This window comes from Streptomyces fractus (assembly GCF_049844455.1).
GTDB lineage: Bacteria > Actinomycetota > Actinomycetes > Streptomycetales > Streptomycetaceae > Streptomyces > Streptomyces fractus.
The window spans coordinates 431,603-447,658 of sequence record NZ_JBMYHI010000002.1; the positions used below are offsets into that span (position 1 = coordinate 431,603).

Sequence of the window (16,056 nt, forward strand, 5' to 3'; positions counted from 1 at the left end):
GTGCGCCGAGACATCTACACGGCCGACCACGAGGCGTTCCGGGAACTGGTACGGGACTTCGTCGCACGCGAGGTCGTGCCCCACTACGAGGCGTGGGAGCGGGCCGGCCGGATGCCGCGCCGGATCTTCGAACAGCTCGGGGACATCGGCGTGATGGGTCTGGCGATCCCCGAGGAGCACGGCGGCGCGGGCACCGATGACTACCGCTACAACGCGATCCTCCAGGAGGAGGCCTCGCGCGCCCTCGTCACCCTGGGCACGGTCCGCACCCAACTCGACGTGATCCTCCCGTACTTCCTCGCCTACGCGAACAAGGAGCAGCGCGAACGCTGGTTCCCCGCGCTCGCCGCGGGCCGGCTCCTCACGGCTATCGCCATGACGGAACCCGGCACCGGCTCCGACCTCGCGGGCATCCGCACCACGGCGGTGCGCGACGGCGACGACTACGTTCTCAACGGGGCGAAGACGTTCATCACGGGGGGCCTGCTCGCCGACCTGGTGATCGTCGTGGCCCGTACGGCGACGGACCCGGACAACCGCCGGGCGGGCCTCACACTCCTCGTGGTCGAGGACGGCATGCCCGGCTTCACCAAGGGCCGTGAGCTCGACAAGATCGGCATCCGCGTGCAGGACACGGTGGAGCTGGCCTTCGACGACGTACGCGTCCCGGTCGCGAACCGGCTCGGCGAGGAGGGCGAGGCGTTCTCCTACCTGGGCCGCAATCTGCCGCAGGAACGGATGACGGTCGCGGTCGGCTCGGTCGCCCAGTCGCGGGCGGCCCTCGACACCACGCTGGCGTACGCGAGGGACCGCAAGGTGTTCGGGAACGTACTGGCCTCGTTCCAGAACACGAAGTTCGAGCTCGCGGCGGTGTCCACGGAGGTGGAGGCGGCGCAGGCGATGCTCGACCGGGCGATCGTGGAGCTGGTGGAGGGCCGCCTCTCGGGCGCGGACGCGGCGCGGGTGAAGCTGTTCTGCACGGAGGCGCAGGCCCGCTGCGTGGACCGATGTCTTCAACTCTTCGGCGGTTACGGCTATATACGCGAGTACCCGATAGCCCGGCTGTACGCGGACGCGCGCATCACGCGGATCTACGCGGGGACCAGCGAGGTCATGAAGGTGATCATCGCGAAGTCGCTCAATCTGTGAGGGAGTTGACGAGTTGACGGACGACGACAACCAGGACTTCGGTGGCCGCAAGGGCACCGCGCTCGTCGCGGGCGGCACCGGCGGCATCGGCGCGGCGGTCGTCCGCACGCTGGCCCGGCGCGGCAGTTCGGTGCTGTTCACGTACCGCTCGAACGAGAGGTCCGCCGAGGAACTCACCGCGGAGCTGCGCTCCGAGGGCGCCCAGGTGGAGTCCGTACGGGCGGACCTGACGGACGAGGACGAGGCGGCGTCCGTGATCGGCTCGGCGGTGGACCGGTTCGGCGCGCTGCACACACTCGTCTACGCGGCGGGCCCGCACGTGCCGATGGTGCACCTCAGCCGTGTCCCGCCTTCCCAGTACCGCAGCCAGCTCAACGCCGACACCCTCGCCTTCTACAACCTGATCCACCCGGCGCTCGACGCCCTCCGCGCGAGCGCCGGCAGCGTCGTCGCCGTCACCACGGCGGCGACCCAGCGCTATCCCGTGCGCGACGGCCTTTCCTCCGGCACGAAGGGCGCGGTCGAGGCGGTGGTCCGGGCGCTCGCGGCCGAGGAGGGCCGCTACGGTGTGCGCTTCAACTGCGTGGGCCCCGGCATGCTCACCGACGGCATCGCCGCCCGCCTCATCGAGGACGGCGAACTCGACGAAGCCGCCCTCCAGGTGACCCGCCGCAACATCCCGCTGCGCCGCTTCGGCAACGCGCAGGACATCGCGGAGGCGGTCGCGTTCCTCGCCTCGGACCGGGCCGGTTTCATCACGGGCCAGCACCTGGCGGTGGACGGCGGCTACACCGTCTGAAACCCGGATGCGCCGCCCCACCCGCGGCCCGCATACTCCCCGCATGCCCTCGCACTCCGCCTCCCGCGCGACGGGCGCGGCCCGCTCCGTCGCCTTGTCGTTGGGGTTGGCCGTCGACGACATGACGGTGCTGCACGACTCGAACAAGCTCACCGTGCGGCTGCTGCCGTGTGACGTGCTGGCGCGGGTCGCGCCGGCCGACGATCAGAGCGCGGAGTTCGAGATCGAGCTGGCGCAGCTCCTCGCCGGAGCCGGCTGTCCGGTGGCCGCGCTCGAACCCCGGGTGGCGCCACGTGCGTACGCGTGCGACGGGTTCGTCGTCACGCTGTGGACCCACTACGAGTCAGTGACACCACACGGTGTCCCGCCGGTCGACTACGCCCACGCGCTCGCCCGGCTGCATGCCGGTATGCGCGGGATCGACGCGCGGACTCCGCACTTCACGGATCGTGTCGCGCACGCGCAACGCCTCCTCACGGACCGCGAACGCACCCCGGACCTCGCGGACGCGGACCGGACGCTGCTCACCGACACGTTGCGAAGGACCGTGCGGACGATCGGCGAGCGCGGTGGCGGCGAGCAGCTGCTGCACGGCGAGCCGCACCCCGGCAACGTGCTCGCCACCAAGGACGGTCCCGTCTTCATCGACCTGGAGACCTGTTGTCGGGGGCCCGTCGAACTGGACCTCGCCCATGCGCCCGAGGACGTCGCCGCCCACTACCCGGGTGTCGATCAGGAGTTGCTGCGGGCGTGCCGGGTCCTCGTCCTGGCCGTGGTCACGACCTGGCGCTGGGATCGCCGCGACCGGTATCCGCGCGGACGCGCCATGGGCCTGGAGTGGCTCGACCGGATCCGCGCGGCGCACGGCTGATCACGGGCGCGGAGCGACCTCCTTGCCGTCCACCGCGATCCGTTCCCTCGCCTCCCTCTCCGCCTCCCGCGGCGCTTCGTCCGCCGTCGTCCGCTCCCCCAGCGTCGACAGGTCGTACGACTGCCGCGCGAGCCAGAACCTCAGGAACCCGGTGAGCGAGTACCGCAGGTACACCGCGCCGCCCACCACCGCGCACACCACACCGGTGAGGCCGATGGCGATCGCGTCGCGTTGGGCTAGGGGGTCGTCGGTGGCGTGGGTGAGGGGGAAGGTCAGTACCCCGAGGACGAGTCCCACCAGGAGGAGTGCGCCACCCGCCCGCAGCCACAGGCCGTTGCGGGCGGTGGCCGGGTCGGGGATCTTGAGCGCGGCGAGGTCCCGGGCGAAGCGGTCGGCGCGGGCGGTGGTGTGGTCCGGCTGAGCTGTCATGCGGCGCTCCCGAGGTAGTAGGAGGACAGTTCGGCGTGCAGGGAGCTGTCGGGGTGGCCCTGCCACTGGACGCTGCCGCGTACGAGGACGGCCGCGTGGTCGGCGATCTTGAGGACTGCGGTGGCGAACTGCTCGACGACGAGGACGGCCACACCCCTGCGGGCCAACTCCGCGACGTGTTCGTACAGTTCACCGACCACCAGCGGTGCGAGGCCCATGGACAGTTCGTCCAGGAGGAGGACCGCCGGGTCGGTGGCGAGTCCCCGGGCGAGGGCGAGCATCTGCTGTTCGCCGCCCGAGAGGGTGCCGGCGGCCTGGCGGTGTCGTTCGCCGAGGACCGGGAAGCGTTCGTAGGCGATCTGCTCGATCTCCGCCCGGTCGCGGCCGGTGAAGGTCATCATGCGGAGGTTGTCGCGCACGGAGAGGTTGGGGAAGATGCCGCGGCCCTCGGGGATGAGGCAGACCCCGGCCCGGGCCAGGTCGCGCGGGTGGGCCCCGGTGACGTCGCGGCCGCCGAGCAGCAGGCGCCCCGCGCTGGGCCGGTGGGCGCCCGCCGCGACGTCGAGGGTGGTCGTCTTGCCCGCGCCGTTGGGGCCGAGCAGCGCCACGACCTGGCCCGCCGCGACCTTCAGGTCGACGCCGTGCAGCACGGTGATGCGGTCGTATGCGGCGCACACGCCGCGCAGTTCGAGCATGGGTTCCACAGGTTCCATCGCCTTCATGCCTCCCCCAGGTAGGCGGCCAGGACCGTCTGGTCCTGCTGGATGTCCGCGGGCGGCCCGCAGGCGACGATCCTGCCGAGGTCGAGGACGTACACCTGGTCGCAGACGCTCATCACCAGGCCCATGTCGTGTTCGACGAGGACGACCGCGCAGCCCTCGGCGGCGACGTCGCGCAGCAGGGCGGCGAAGCGGCGGGTCTCATCGGCGTCCTGCCCGGCGGCGGGTTCGTCGAGCAGGAGGACGCGGGGCCGGCCCGCGAGGGCGCGACCGACCTCCAGGAGGCGGGCGGCGCCGGTGGGCAGCGCGTCCGCGGCGGTGTCCGCGTCGGAGGTGAGGCCGATGCGGTCCAGGATGCCGTCGGCGGTGCGGGCCGACGCGCGGCCGCGGGCGCCGAGTTCCGCGGCGACGAGGAGGTTGTCGCGGACGGTGAGGCGGCCGAAGAGTTCCAGACGCTGGAAGGTGCGGGCCATGCCGCGCCGGGCACGCTGGGCGGGGGTGGCGCGGGTGATGTCGTCCCCGTCGAGGGTGACCGTGCCCGACTGGGGCCTGCGCAGGCCGGACACGACGTCGAAGAGCGTCGACTTTCCCGCTCCGTTGGGGCCGATCAGGCCGGTGATGCGGCCGGGCTCGGCCTCGAATCCGGCCTTGTCCAGGGCCCGGTTGCCGCCGAAGACGACGGTCACTCCGTCAGCTCGCAGCGATGCCACGCGCGATCACCTCCCGGTCCTCGGCGCGCCAGGGCCGGCGTATCCCCCACCATTCGACGGGGTCGGGCGGCAGGTGCGGTCCGGACTGGCGGGACGCGGCCCACATGCGCAGGGCCGTCGCCGCGACGAGCAGCGTGACGAGGAAGAGCGCGCCGCCCATCAGGCCGGTTCCGTACAGCAGCCACAACAGGCCGACCACCGCGCCGGTGACGGGGAACAGCACCCGGTCGCGCGCCAGGGGCTGCCACTCGGCCCGCATACGCGGCACGATGCCGCCGGGGCTGTGCGCGAGGCCCATCCCGGCGAGCGCGATGAGGAGCGTCGACGCGTCCTGCGCCCAGTCGCCGAAGTGGCCGAGCAGTTGGGGCGGGGCCACGTAGGACAGGCCGGTGAACAGGCCGGTGCCGACCGCGCCGAGGCCGCCGATGACGGCGATCAGGAAGACGGGCAGGTTCGCGACGAGGTTGAACTGCTCGGCGGTCACCGTGCGTTGGACCATTCCGTAGAGCGCCCCGCCGAGCCCGGCGAGCGCGGCGGACAGCGCGAACACGGCGACCTTCGCGCCGAGCGGCCGGCCGCCGAGCGTCGCGTAGGCGGCCTCGCTGTCGCGCAGCGCGATGAGCGCGCGTCCGAACCTGCCACGCCGCAGCCAGGCGACGGCGAGCGAGGCCAGTGCCAGCAACACGGCGGAGAACAGGAGGAGTTCACGCTCGGAGGCGAGCTGCCAGCCCAGCAGGTTCGGGCCGTGCACCTCGACCGAGCCCTGGTCGAACAGGGCGATGCGGACGCCGAGGATCTCGAAGGACGGCAAGGTGAACACCCAGCGGTCCAGGACCACCGCGAACGCCGCCGTACCCAGGGCCAGATAGATGCCGGACAGGCGCAGCGCCGGTATCGCGATGAGCGCGCCGACCACGGCCGCGACGAGCACCGCCACCGGCAGCGCCCACAACTGGCCCTGCCCGCCCAGGTGTCCCCACACGATCGCCCCGATCCCGGCGATGCTCAACTGGCACAGCGAGAGCTGCCCCGCGTATCCGGCCAGCGGCACGTACGAGAGGGCGACGACGCCGAGCGCGAACAGCGGCCCGTAGGAGATGAGGCCCTCGCTGTCGAGGACGGTCGCCAGGAACACGGCGAACAGCAGCACGCATCCGGCGAAGACGAGTGTGCCGCGCACGGTCGGCAACGGCACCTGTACGAGGCGGCGTTCGCGTCCGCGCAGGCGCCGGTGCGGGAACACGATCAGGGCGAGGAAGAGCAGCAGCGCGGGAGCGGCGAGGCGCAGCCCCGGCAGGTAGTCGTTCTGCGGAAGATACCCGGTGAGGAAGCTCTCCAGGCAGCCGACGACGAGCGCGCCGACGAAGGTGAGCGGCAGGCTACGCAGGCGGCCGAAGACGGCGGCGGTGTACGCGGAGACGATGAGGAGGGAGAGCTGCTGGGCGTCGAGGGCGACGGTGGGGGCGATCAGGATGCCGCCGATGGCGGCGAGTTGGGTGCCGAGCACCCAGGCGAGCCGGGCGGCGCGCTGCGGCGAGGCCCCGGTGAGGCCCGCGAGCGCGCGGTCGTCGACACAGGCCCGCATCTCGGTGCCGGCGCGGGTGCGGCCGAGCAGGAACCACAGCCCGACGGCGACGAGTACGGCGACCGCGAGGGTGAGCGCCTGGTGCCAGGTGATGGCGGTGGGGCCCAGGTCGATCGCCGGTGAGTCGGCGAAGAAGGGCCGCAGCGGGCGGGCGGCGCTGGGGTCCCAGATCCAGCGAGCCAGCGAGATGCAGCCGGTGAGCAGGGCCACGGCCATGACAAGGCGTTCCGCCTCGCCCAGCGACTGCACGGGACGCATCAGGACTCGTTCGACGAGCAGCCCGAAGCCGGGTGCGAGGACGAGGAGTACGAAAGCCAGGGCGAGCGGCACCGGCCAGCCCCACCCGAAGGCCAACTGCCAGTAGGCGAAGGCGGAGAGCATGCCGGCCGCGCCGTGCGCGAAGTTGAAGACTCCGGCGGTCGTGTACGTCAGGACGAGGCCGCTGCCGACGATGGCGTAGATGGCGGCGGTGGTCAGTCCGACGACGCCGAAGGTGAGGAACTGTTCCACGAGGTTTCCTCCCCGGCCCTCTCCATTGGCTGGGCCTAGGGGTGGAAACTAGCTTCTCACTGTCGGAGAATCAACCATCCGCACACGGGATGCCGGTTGTCATCCGACATCCACGCCAACTGGAAGGGACGGACGCCCCGTTGAGCGCAGAGCCCACACCCTCACAGCAGACGCCCGCAGGACACACACCCACTGGCACCGGTCGCCGGTACGACGACCTCGCCGACATCCAGCAGATGCTCGCCCGCTACGCCGTGGCGATGTCGCAGGGCGACACGGACCGCGTCCTGGCCGTCTTCACCCCGGACGGCAGCTACAGCGCGTTCGGTGACACCTACCCGCTCGACGACTTCCCGGAGCTCATCGCGGCCGCCCCACAGGGGCTGTTCATGACGGGTACGCCGGTCGTGGAGTTCGCCGACGACGGCCAAAGCGCCACCGGCACCCAGCCCCTGTGCTTCGTCGAGCACTCGCGGCACGACATGCGCATCGGCTACTACAACGACACCTACCGGCGCACCCCGGAGGGCTGGCGGCTGCACACCCGCGCCATGACCTTCATCCGCCGCAGCGGCGCCCACGACTCGGGGCGCCCCCACGCCTTCGAGCGGACGCGGACGTGACCTCCGTGAACACCGCCAAATTCCGCCGGGAGCTGTGCACCTGGCTGGACGCGCACGACCTGTCCCCCGACCCGGACGACGACTCGCTGGACTCACACGTCGCCCACCTCGACCGCGTGCGCCGCGAGTTGTGGGAGGCCGGGTGGATGCGGCACGGCTGGCCGGAGGCGGTGGGCGGGGTCGGCGGTCCGAGCGTGCTGCGGGCCGTGCTCGGCGAGGAGGTCGCCACGCGGGGCCTCGCCGAGCCGGGCCTGTACTCCATGGTCGAGGTCCTCGTGCCCACGCTCCTCTCGTACGCGCCGCCCGCGCTGGCCTCCGACATGGTGCCGCGGCTGCTCGGCGGCCGGGAGCAGTGGTGCCAGGGCTTCTCCGAACCGGGCTCCGGCAGCGACCTGGCGTCCCTGACCACGCGGGCCGTACGGGCCGACGACGGCGACGGCTGGGTGATCAGTGGGCAGAAGGTGTGGACGAGCCTCGCCCAGTACGCGGCGCGCTGCGTTTTGCTCGCCCGGACCGGGCCCGACCCCGGGCACGCCGGCATCAGCGCGTTCTTCCTCGACATGGACTCCCCCGGCATCACGGTCAGGCCGCTGCGCACGATGCACGGCGTGGACGAGTTCGCGGAGGTGTTCCTCGACGATGTGCGCGTGCCCGGTGACCGGCTGCTCGGCGCGGTGGGCGACGGCTGGAAGCTGGCCATGGACCTGCTGCCGCACGAGCGCTCCACGTGTTTCTGGCACCGGGTCGCCCACCTCTACACCCGCCTCGACCGGCTCGTCGGCCGGATGGAGTCGCCGCGGGACGAGGCGGCGGCGCTCGGCGAGGCGTATCTGGCGCTGCACACGGTGCGCTGCCGCTCGCACGCCACGCAGGCGCGGCTCGCGGCGGGCGGCCGGCTCGGCCCCGAGACGTCCGTCGACAAGATCCTCCTCGCCACCGCCGAGCAGCAGCTCTTCGACACGGCGAGGGACCTGCTGCCGGGCGCCGTGGAGCTGACGGATCCGGCCTGGCGCACGGAGTACCTGTACTCGCGGGCCGCCACCATCTACGGCGGCACCGGCGAGGTACAGCGCAACATCGTGGCCCGGCGCCTGCTCGACCTCGGCAAGGAGTGATCGTCAACGTGACCGGCACCATGGACGACAGCGAACGGGAACTGCTCGAAGAGGCGCTCCGCAAGACGATGACGGGCCCCGCCGAACAGCGGGGGCCGCTCGACGGCGCCCTCGCCGGCCTGGGCTGGCCCGAGATGCTCACCGAGGCCCCGACCGACGCGATCCGCACGGTCTTCCGCCTGCTCGGCGAGACCGGCGCCCACGCCCCGCTCCTCAACGACGTGCTGCTGCACGAGGCGGGGCAGCCACCGGGCGGCACGGTCCCGATGCCGTACGCGGGCGGATTGTGGGTGCGTTGGGACCGCGACGCGGCCGGGGCAGAACACATCGGCATCGACGCCGACCTCCCGCTGCGGGTCCTGCCCGGGCCCGGCGCCCCCGTGCCGCTCGCCCTGGGTCGTCAGGCCCTCGGCTGGTGGCTCGTCGGCACCGGGCACGCGATGCTGACACTGGCCCGCGGGCACGTCCTGGACCGCCATCAGTTCGGCCGCCCGCTGGCCTCGTTCCAGGCCCTGCGGCACAAACTGGCCGAGACACTGGTGGCGCTTGAGGGCGCGGAGGCCACCCTGCTCGCCGCCGACGGCGACCTCAGCTCCCTCCTCGCCAAGGCGGCCTCCGGACGGGCCGCACTCACCGCCGCCCGGCACTGCCAGCAGACCCTGGGCGGCACCGGCTTCACCGCGGAACACGCACTCCACCGGCACGTCAAACGCGCCCTGGCGCTCGACGGCATGCTCGGCAGCTCCCGCGAACTCACCCGGGAGGCAGGGCAGTTGATCGCCGCGCGCGGCGCGGCCCCCCGACTCGTACACCTGTAGGCACCTGGAGGAGTCCCACATGACCGACCTTTGGAACGACCTGCTCCACTGCCTCACCCCCAAGCCGCTCGGGCAGGGCGTGTACGAGACGCCGTCCCAACAGCTCGCGTACCACCGCCTGTTCGGCGGGCAGCTCCTCGCGCAGACCGCGCGGGTCGCCGAACTCACCTGTCCCGGCAAGGCCGTGAAGTCCCTGCACGTCCTGTTCCCCCGCGAGGGCAAGGGCGGACAGCCCGTGCGCTACGAGACGGACTGCGTACAGCAGGGGCGGACGTACGGGGCCGTGCAGATCCAGGCGCGACAGGAGCACGGGGTCGTCGCCGTGGCCATGGTCAGCCTGCACACGTGGGAGGGCGGACCGCAGCGCCAGACCGTGGAAGCGGCAAGTGAACTCCCGGGCGAGGAGCGGCGGGTCGACCTGGAGTTGCTGCCGTGGGAGACCCGCGCCGCCACGGACCTGGACTCCCCCGACAGCGAAGCGCCCGCCTACGAGCTGTGGACCCGCACCCCGCCGGTGGCCGCCGAGCTCGGCCCCGCGCTGCTCGCCTACGCCACCGACCTCACCCTGATCGGAACCGCGCTGCGCCCCGTCCCCGGGGTCACCCAGCACGACGCGGGCCGCGCCTTCGCCTCGGCCGTGACCTCGCACTCCCTCTGGTTCCACCAGCCGGTGCGCGCCGACGACTGGCTGCTGCTGCGCCAGCACAGCCCGCTCGCCGCGCACGGGCGGTGCCACGGGCGGGGCGATGTGCTCACGGAACGGGGCGAGATGGTGGCCTCGTACGCGCAGGACGCGCTGCTGCGGTTCGCGGAGCGGTAGCGGGGAGGGGGCGATCACCGGTGCGAATCACCGGTGCGATCACCCGGCCCGCACGGACGCGGGCCGGGTGTCTGTCGGCCGGGTGCCCGCGGGCCGGTCGCCCGCCGGCGGTTCTCCCAGCAACAACACCGCCATCGTCTCGCGCACCGTGTCCTGGTAGCGCACGTCGTCGCTGTCGACCATCCACTGCTGCTGCATGCCCTCGAAGAGCGCCATCAGGGCGGTGGCCGCGATGCGGGGTGTGAGGCCGCTGGGGAGGTGTTCGCCGAAGCGGCCGGTGAAGCCCTCGGTGAGCATGTCGATCAGTTCGCGGTAGCGCTCGCGGGCGAAGCCGCGGGCCGGCTCCTGGCCCGTGGCCGCCTCCGCCATCACCACGCTGTGCACCTGCGCGAGGGACGGAATGCCCTGGTCGAAGGCGAGCGCCTCGGCGAGCCGTGACGGCATGTCGGGGTCGTTCCAGTCGGAGTGCACGTGCTGCCGGTTGAGGTCCTCCCGCAGCCGCATCAGGGCGAACAGGAGGCGCTTCTTGCTGGGGTAGTAGTGCAGCACGCCCTGCCGGGTCAGACCCGCGCGCTCCGCGACGGCGTCGATGGACGCGCCCCGGTAGCCGCGCTCGGCGAACACCTCGAGCGCCGCCTCGAGTATCTCCTCATGCCGCGCCGAGGCCATGGGCCCACCGCCCTCTCCGCTCTCCGTCGTCCGGTGGCGAACCGTTCGCGCTGATTCACCCTACGTACGGTCGGCGTGCTGCGGGAGAGGGCGGGAGCCCGCGATCAGCGGGAGTCGGTCCCGGTCACTTCAGGTCCGACATCGACTTGCCGACGTCGCCGAGCGTGGCGGGTTCGACGTACTTGCCCCGGTACTTCACCTCCGGAGCGTCACAGCGGTAGGCGCCCTTGTCCGGCTTGAAGTCGGCCGGTTTCCAGCCCTCGGGGGTCGCCTGGACGATGGAGTAGCACTTGTCGGGCGTCTGCAACTTGGACAGGTCGAACGGGGCCTGGATGCCGCCGGCCGTCCAGGCGGTGTTCTTCGTGGCGTTCTTGTAGACGCAGGTGCGGGTCAGTTCGGCGCAGTCGCGGGCCGAGGTGGCGAACAGCAACCAGGAGGCGAAGGCGCGCAACGACAGATAGCTGACCTTCGCGTCGGGAGCGTACTTGGCGTACAGCGCCTTGATCTTGTCCGTGGTGGGCGACGACGTCTCCAGGGGCGCCGTGGCGAACAGTTCGGCGTAGTTGTGCTGGCTCTTCAAGGCCGCCCCGGCGAGCTTCACGAACGGGTCGCCGTAGGAGTTGCTGTTGGAGTCGATCCAGTCGGGTGCGTAGCCGATGCTAGTGAGGGACTGCTCCAGCTTGGCGAGCGAACTGAAGTCGCCCAGGAAGACGAGCCCCTTGACCTTCTTGTTCTTGATGGACTGGGCGTACGGCGTCCAGTCCGAGACACCGGTCGCCGGGTAGAGCTCGGTGTAGGAGACCTTGCCGCCGAGCTGGGCGATGGACTCGGTGAACTGCGCGGTCATCATCTTGGTGACCGGGCTGTCCCCGGAGATGATGCCGACGCTCTTGGCGGACGACGGGTACTTCTCGGTGATCAGCCACTTGTAGAGGCCGGCGTACTGGAAGTAGTCGGCGTACGGTCCCGAGCCGATCACCTGAAGGTCGGAGCCGATGGCGGGCGGCAGGCTCGACTGGGCGGCGAAGTTGGGCAGCAGACACTTCAGCCGGTCCTTGACGCCGAGCCCGTCGAGCGCGGCGGCGCCGCCGACCAGGGCGAAGTCCTCCTTGCACGCCTGCTGCATGCGCTGGCGCACCTCGAGGAGCTTCGCGTCGTGGGTGACGGGGGTGAGTTTGCGGCCGTTGATCCCGCCGTTGTCGTTGCACCAGGAGGTGAACACCTTGGCGGCGTCGACGAAGTCGGGGGTCTTGTTGAAGCCGACGTCGGTGAAGACGCCGGTCTTGATGTCCTTCGCGGTGACGCCCTGTGTGCTGCCGGCCTTGGTCTCGCCCTTGCCGCACACATCCTTCAGCGTCCCGAAGTCGGCAGCGCCGGCGGCCGCGGCCGAGGCGCCGGCCTTGGTCGGCTCCTTGTCCTCGGCGCCGGCGTTCTTCGAGTCCGAGCGGGTGGAGCATCCGGCGAGCAGCACCGCGAGCACGGTGACCACGCCGATGAGTAGCCTTCGCAACGGTCCTCCCCAGGGGGCGTACCTCGATTGCGGCGGAAACTACATTCTCTATTGAAGCGAAGCAACGTTCCGGACAGGAGAATCTTGTCCGACATTCGTGCGGTGGACGATTCGGTAGGGCGATGCCCCACGCTTTTCACGGGCGCGGAGTATCGTTCTGCCATGAACGCCGTCCCCGCCGAACCCGCTCCGCCCGCCTGGCGTCAACGCGCCGTCGAGCGGTCCACCCGTGCCGCCAAGCTCCGCGCCGAGGAGCGCATCCAGCGCTTCCTGGACGCCGCACAGGAGTTGATGAGCGAGAAGGGCACCACCGACTTCACCGTGCAGGAGGTCGTGGAGCGCTCGAAGCAGTCGCTGCGCAGCTTCTACCAGCACTTCGACGGCAAGCACGAGCTGCTCCTCGCGCTCTTCGAGGACGCCCTGTCGCGGTCCGCGGACGAGATCCGCACGGCGACCGCCGCCAAGAAGAAGCCGCTGGACCGGCTGCGGGTCGCGGTGGACCTGCTCTACAAGAGCTCGCAGCCGCGCCCGAACCAGCAGAGTCCATTGTTCACCGACTTCGCGATGCAGCTGCTCGCCTCGCACCCCGCCCAAGTGGCCACCGCGCACGTGCCGTTGCTCGACGTGTTCACCGAACTCGTCGAGCAGGCCGTCGAGTCGGGCGACGCGCGCGCCGCCAAGCCGCGCCGGGTCGCCGCGCTCGTGATGCAGACCGCCATGTTCACGGCCCAGACCCCGGGCGTCCCGACAGGCAGCAAGTCGACCCCGGTCACGTCCAAGGAGGTCTGGGAATTCTGCCTGGGCGGCCTGGCGGGGGCGCCCAACTAGGGTCTGTGTCGTGGTCAGTCGTCGCTGTCCCGGGGGCACGACTGCGTGCTGCCGGGAACCCATGTCGTACGGTCCGGGGCGTTGAGCTCGAACGCCCCGCATCGCAGCGCCACCGTCAGGCCGCCGGCTGTGGGGTGCAGCAGGACGATGGCCTTGTTCAGCGGCGGCTTGGCGCCGTAGCGCTCGGGGAAGGCGATGACACCGCTGGCCCCCTGGAAGGTCACCTTCTCGTCGAGCTTCGACTTCACCAGTTCGGTGTTGGCGGTGCCCGGCCTGTCCTGCCCCGAGGTGCTGCTGTACGCGCGGTCGGTGGCCAGGGACAGCGTCTTCAGCGCGTCGTGGGCGAGGGCGACGTGGCCGTCGTTGAGCCAGGGGTCGCGGGCCGTGAAGGCCTGGACGTAGAGGCTGAACAACGTGGCGGACTCGTCGCTGTTGTCGGGGTGGGTCTCGGGCAGCACGTGCACGGTGTGGTAGAGACTCAGCCAGTCCCGCATGTACGGGCGGTACTTGCCGCGCAGCGCCGTGCTCGTCAGGTCGTTGCTGCCGACGACGGTCAGCGGGAGCCCCGCGCAGCCCGAGTCGGGTCCGTAGCGGCCGAGGAACGCGGAGAAGTTGCGGACGCGGGCCGCCCAGTACACGACGGTGTGCGGGTCCTCCTTGATCCGGGCGCACACGGTGCGGGCGATATCGTCGGGGGTGGTGGCGCCGCCCCGTTCGGACAGGGTGAGCGTCTCGGCGCCGCTGCCGAACCTGCGGGCGAACATGGTGCCCAGTTCGTTGCTGAAGAGGTCACTGGGATCCTTGATCACGAGTGCGTGGTCGGCCTCCGCGCAGTGTCCCCCGCCCGTGCGCACGATCCGGGCGTGCTGCGCGAACCGCGCCGCCATCTCCGATTCCCTGCTGTTGCTCGGCGACATGGGCCGGTAGTAGGTCAGGCCCGCCTGCATCGCGTCGGCGGTCGCCGTGGTGGCGATGACGGGGACCTGGCCGTCATTGAGGATCTTCGCCGCCCTGCGGGTGGTGCTTCGGCTCTCGGAGAAGCCGACCACGCCGACGACCGTACGGTGGTCCTTCGCCTCCTTGTAACGCTCGGCCTGGCGCACCGCCCAGTGGGCGACGCCCGGCGCGTAGGCGAAGTTCGTTCCGGTGTCGCGGACGTCGAGGTAGATCCACACGCGGTCCCGGTCGTCGACCGCCGCCGCGTTCAGCCGCTGCTGGGCGAGCCACAGACCGCGCAGTTCCGGAATCGCGCCGTTGTCGATCGCCTCCTCGCGGTCCTTGGGGACGGTCGCCCCCAGGTAGACGACCCTGCGCACCGGCCTGTGCCGGCGTTCGGCCTTCAGGGCCTGGGAGTTGAGGGCGTCGATCGCCGACCGTACCGTCGCGTACTGTTCCGCCGGGCTCTTCTCGTCGTCGCCGGTCGGCCCGCTGGGCGCCGAGGCCTGGGCGGGCGTGCGGACCGCCTGCCCCTGGTAGCACTCCGGTCCGCCGGACCGGCTCCGGGTCAAGCAGCAGGACCCCACCAGCACGAGGACGAGTGCGAGGCTCGCGACCTCGAGCGCGGCCTCGGGCCTGGGTCCGATGTTCAGCCGCGGCCTCGGCGACTCGACGGGGACGACGTGCAGGCCCTGGCCGCTCCAGCGCATGTCCTTCAGGCGCACCGACAGCGGTCGTCCGGGTAAGGGAAGCGCCCTCGGCCGGAAGCGGTCGGCGCCCTCCCGCAGGCTCCCGCACTGGTCCCACGTCCCCGGCATGGACGGGTCGTCCTCGGCCCGCCGCCCCGCGGCGACCACGACCACTCCCTCCCGGGCCAGCTCCGGGGCGGCCTTGACGCAGGCCCGCAGGAAACGGGCCGCCATGACGGGGTAGGACCGCAGATGGTCGTCGCACTCCACCGGTGTCGCCGCCTCGCCGGGCCCCTCGGCGACGGGCGGCAGGTCGAGGAGCACGACGCGGCGGGTGCGGCGGCGCCGCGACCAGGGACCCCAGCCGGGCCGCGCCGCGTGCAGGTCCGCGAGGAGCGCACGCAGCAACAGCTCCTCCAGGTCCAGGCGTGCCTCCTCGGCCGCGGCGGCGAAGTCGGCGGTGGCGCGGGGGCCCGGCGCCATGTCCGCAGCGACCGCGGGCAGCATGCGGGTGGATTCGCGCTGGAGGAGTTCGGCGACGAAGTGGAACAGCGAGTGACCGGTGCGCCCGAGGCGGCGCCACCGCTCGTACCAGTTGCGCCGGTTGGGCAGTACTCCGAGGCGTCGGGGCTTCAGCAGGCGATGGGACCACCAGGTGGCCCAGCACCAGCGGGGGAACGTGTAGAGCAGCGGCTCCCCGAAGAGTTTGATCAGGGATCCGAGCGGGGCGAGCACGGAGCCGTCGAAGACGTCACCGCGCACCCCGGACAGCCAGTGCAGTACGCCGCTGTTCGCCTCTTCGGCGCGTAACGCGTAGGCGCGGTCGCGCAGTTCGCGCTCGGTCGGCCGGCGTTCGGGGTGCGCACGGAACTCCTTGGTGATGTCGCGCATCAGCCGCAGATTGCGGCGCTTGAGCGCCCACGGTGACGATCGGGTGTCGCGCAGGCCGTCCGCCGCTTCGAGCGCCAGGTACTCCTGCCCGGCCTGGGCCGCCGCCTGGCGGTTCAGCCGGACGTAGGGGGTGCATGCCTCTGGGCCGGGTTCGGTCAGCATGCACTCCAGGCCCGAGAGGACCCGGTCCGTGCGATCGCGGATGGTCACCGGGTCGCCGCTGTCGACGTCCAGTGCCACCAGGGGAAGCCCCTCGCCGCGCAGTGACCGCCGCCATTTCGGTGGGGCGACCGCGTACCGGAACGCCTGTGTGAAGCTGTCCGAGCCCTCGCTGTCGGGAAAGTTGCATGCCATGGCTGCCTCAACTGGGGTTCTGTGAAGGGTT

The 16,056-nt window shown here is 71.5% G+C and carries 15 protein-coding genes; 8 read left to right on the plus strand and 7 right to left on the minus strand.

What is annotated here, in order from left to right; all coding sequences use genetic code 11:
- The 3 genes from ACP4E5_RS04080 to ACP4E5_RS04090 are packed head-to-tail and all read left to right on the plus strand — an operon-like array spanning position 1 to position 2,819.
- A complete protein-coding gene (locus ACP4E5_RS04080) occupies positions 1-1,149 on the plus strand; it encodes an acyl-CoA dehydrogenase family protein (protein ID WP_425825319.1) in 1,149 nt (382 codons plus the stop codon).
- Between the two features lie 13 nt (positions 1,150-1,162).
- The gene (locus tag ACP4E5_RS04085; protein ID WP_425825320.1) at positions 1,163-1,948 is read left to right on the plus strand and encodes an SDR family NAD(P)-dependent oxidoreductase; all 786 of its coding nucleotides are present in this window, start codon (positions 1,163-1,165) and stop codon (positions 1,946-1,948) included.
- 43 nt (positions 1,949-1,991) lie between these two features.
- Positions 1,992-2,819, plus strand: a complete 828-nt coding sequence (locus ACP4E5_RS04090) for a phosphotransferase (protein ID WP_425825321.1) — start codon at positions 1,992-1,994, stop codon at positions 2,817-2,819.
- On the opposite strand, the gene ACP4E5_RS04095 is transcribed toward ACP4E5_RS04090, so the two are convergent.
- The 4 genes from ACP4E5_RS04095 to ACP4E5_RS04110 are packed head-to-tail and all read right to left on the minus strand — an operon-like array spanning position 2,820 to position 6,772.
- Complete coding sequence (locus tag ACP4E5_RS04095) at positions 2,820-3,248, minus strand: hypothetical protein (RefSeq protein WP_425825322.1); 429 nt, start codon at positions 3,246-3,248, stop codon at positions 2,820-2,822.
- Positions 3,245-3,961: an ABC transporter ATP-binding protein gene (locus ACP4E5_RS04100; protein WP_425825323.1), complete on the minus strand. Its 717-nt coding sequence runs from the start codon at positions 3,959-3,961 to the stop codon at positions 3,245-3,247. Before ACP4E5_RS04100 ends, ACP4E5_RS04095 begins: the two co-directional genes overlap by 4 nt.
- Before the next feature lie 5 nt (positions 3,962-3,966).
- Positions 3,967-4,677 (minus strand): ABC transporter ATP-binding protein, encoded by a 711-nt coding sequence (locus ACP4E5_RS04105; RefSeq protein ID WP_425825324.1) that lies wholly within the window; start codon positions 4,675-4,677, stop codon positions 3,967-3,969.
- Entirely contained in the window at positions 4,658-6,772 is a 2,115-nt protein-coding gene (locus ACP4E5_RS04110; protein ID WP_425825325.1) for a branched-chain amino acid ABC transporter permease, read from the minus strand. The genes ACP4E5_RS04105 and ACP4E5_RS04110 overlap by 20 nt, the downstream gene beginning before the upstream one ends.
- A 140-nt stretch (positions 6,773-6,912) precedes the next feature.
- Between ACP4E5_RS04110 and ACP4E5_RS04115 the strand changes: the two genes are divergently transcribed.
- Genes ACP4E5_RS04115 through ACP4E5_RS04130 form a run of 4 tightly spaced genes read left to right on the plus strand, consistent with a single transcriptional unit; the run spans position 6,913 to position 10,148 of the window.
- The gene (locus ACP4E5_RS04115) at positions 6,913-7,395 is read left to right on the plus strand and encodes a nuclear transport factor 2 family protein (protein WP_425825326.1); all 483 of its coding nucleotides are present in this window, start codon (positions 6,913-6,915) and stop codon (positions 7,393-7,395) included.
- A gap of 5 nt (positions 7,396-7,400) precedes the next feature.
- The gene (locus ACP4E5_RS04120) at positions 7,401-8,510 is read left to right on the plus strand and encodes an acyl-CoA dehydrogenase family protein (RefSeq protein WP_425825327.1); all 1,110 of its coding nucleotides are present in this window, start codon (positions 7,401-7,403) and stop codon (positions 8,508-8,510) included.
- 8 nt (positions 8,511-8,518) lie between these two features.
- Positions 8,519-9,328, plus strand: a complete 810-nt coding sequence (locus ACP4E5_RS04125; RefSeq protein WP_425825328.1) for an acyl-CoA dehydrogenase family protein — start codon at positions 8,519-8,521, stop codon at positions 9,326-9,328.
- Between the two features lie 19 nt (positions 9,329-9,347).
- Positions 9,348-10,148, plus strand: coding sequence for an acyl-CoA thioesterase (locus tag ACP4E5_RS04130; protein WP_425825329.1), 801 nt, complete (start codon positions 9,348-9,350; stop codon positions 10,146-10,148).
- Between the two features lie 39 nt (positions 10,149-10,187).
- On the opposite strand, the gene ACP4E5_RS04135 is transcribed toward ACP4E5_RS04130, so the two are convergent.
- The gene (locus tag ACP4E5_RS04135) at positions 10,188-10,817 is read right to left on the minus strand and encodes a TetR/AcrR family transcriptional regulator (protein ID WP_425825330.1); all 630 of its coding nucleotides are present in this window, start codon (positions 10,815-10,817) and stop codon (positions 10,188-10,190) included.
- A gap of 124 nt (positions 10,818-10,941) precedes the next feature.
- Entirely contained in the window at positions 10,942-12,327 is a 1,386-nt protein-coding gene (locus tag ACP4E5_RS04140) for an ABC transporter substrate-binding protein (RefSeq protein WP_425825331.1), read from the minus strand.
- 162 nt (positions 12,328-12,489) lie between these two features.
- Between ACP4E5_RS04140 and ACP4E5_RS04145 the strand changes: the two genes are divergently transcribed.
- The gene (locus tag ACP4E5_RS04145; protein WP_425825332.1) at positions 12,490-13,155 is read left to right on the plus strand and encodes a TetR/AcrR family transcriptional regulator; all 666 of its coding nucleotides are present in this window, start codon (positions 12,490-12,492) and stop codon (positions 13,153-13,155) included.
- Between the two features lie 14 nt (positions 13,156-13,169).
- Here ACP4E5_RS04145 and ACP4E5_RS04150 read toward each other — a convergent pair whose 3' ends face one another.
- Complete coding sequence (locus ACP4E5_RS04150) at positions 13,170-16,025, minus strand: type 1 periplasmic-binding domain-containing protein (protein WP_425825333.1); 2,856 nt, start codon at positions 16,023-16,025, stop codon at positions 13,170-13,172.
- Positions 16,026-16,056: the final 31 nt, after the last annotated feature.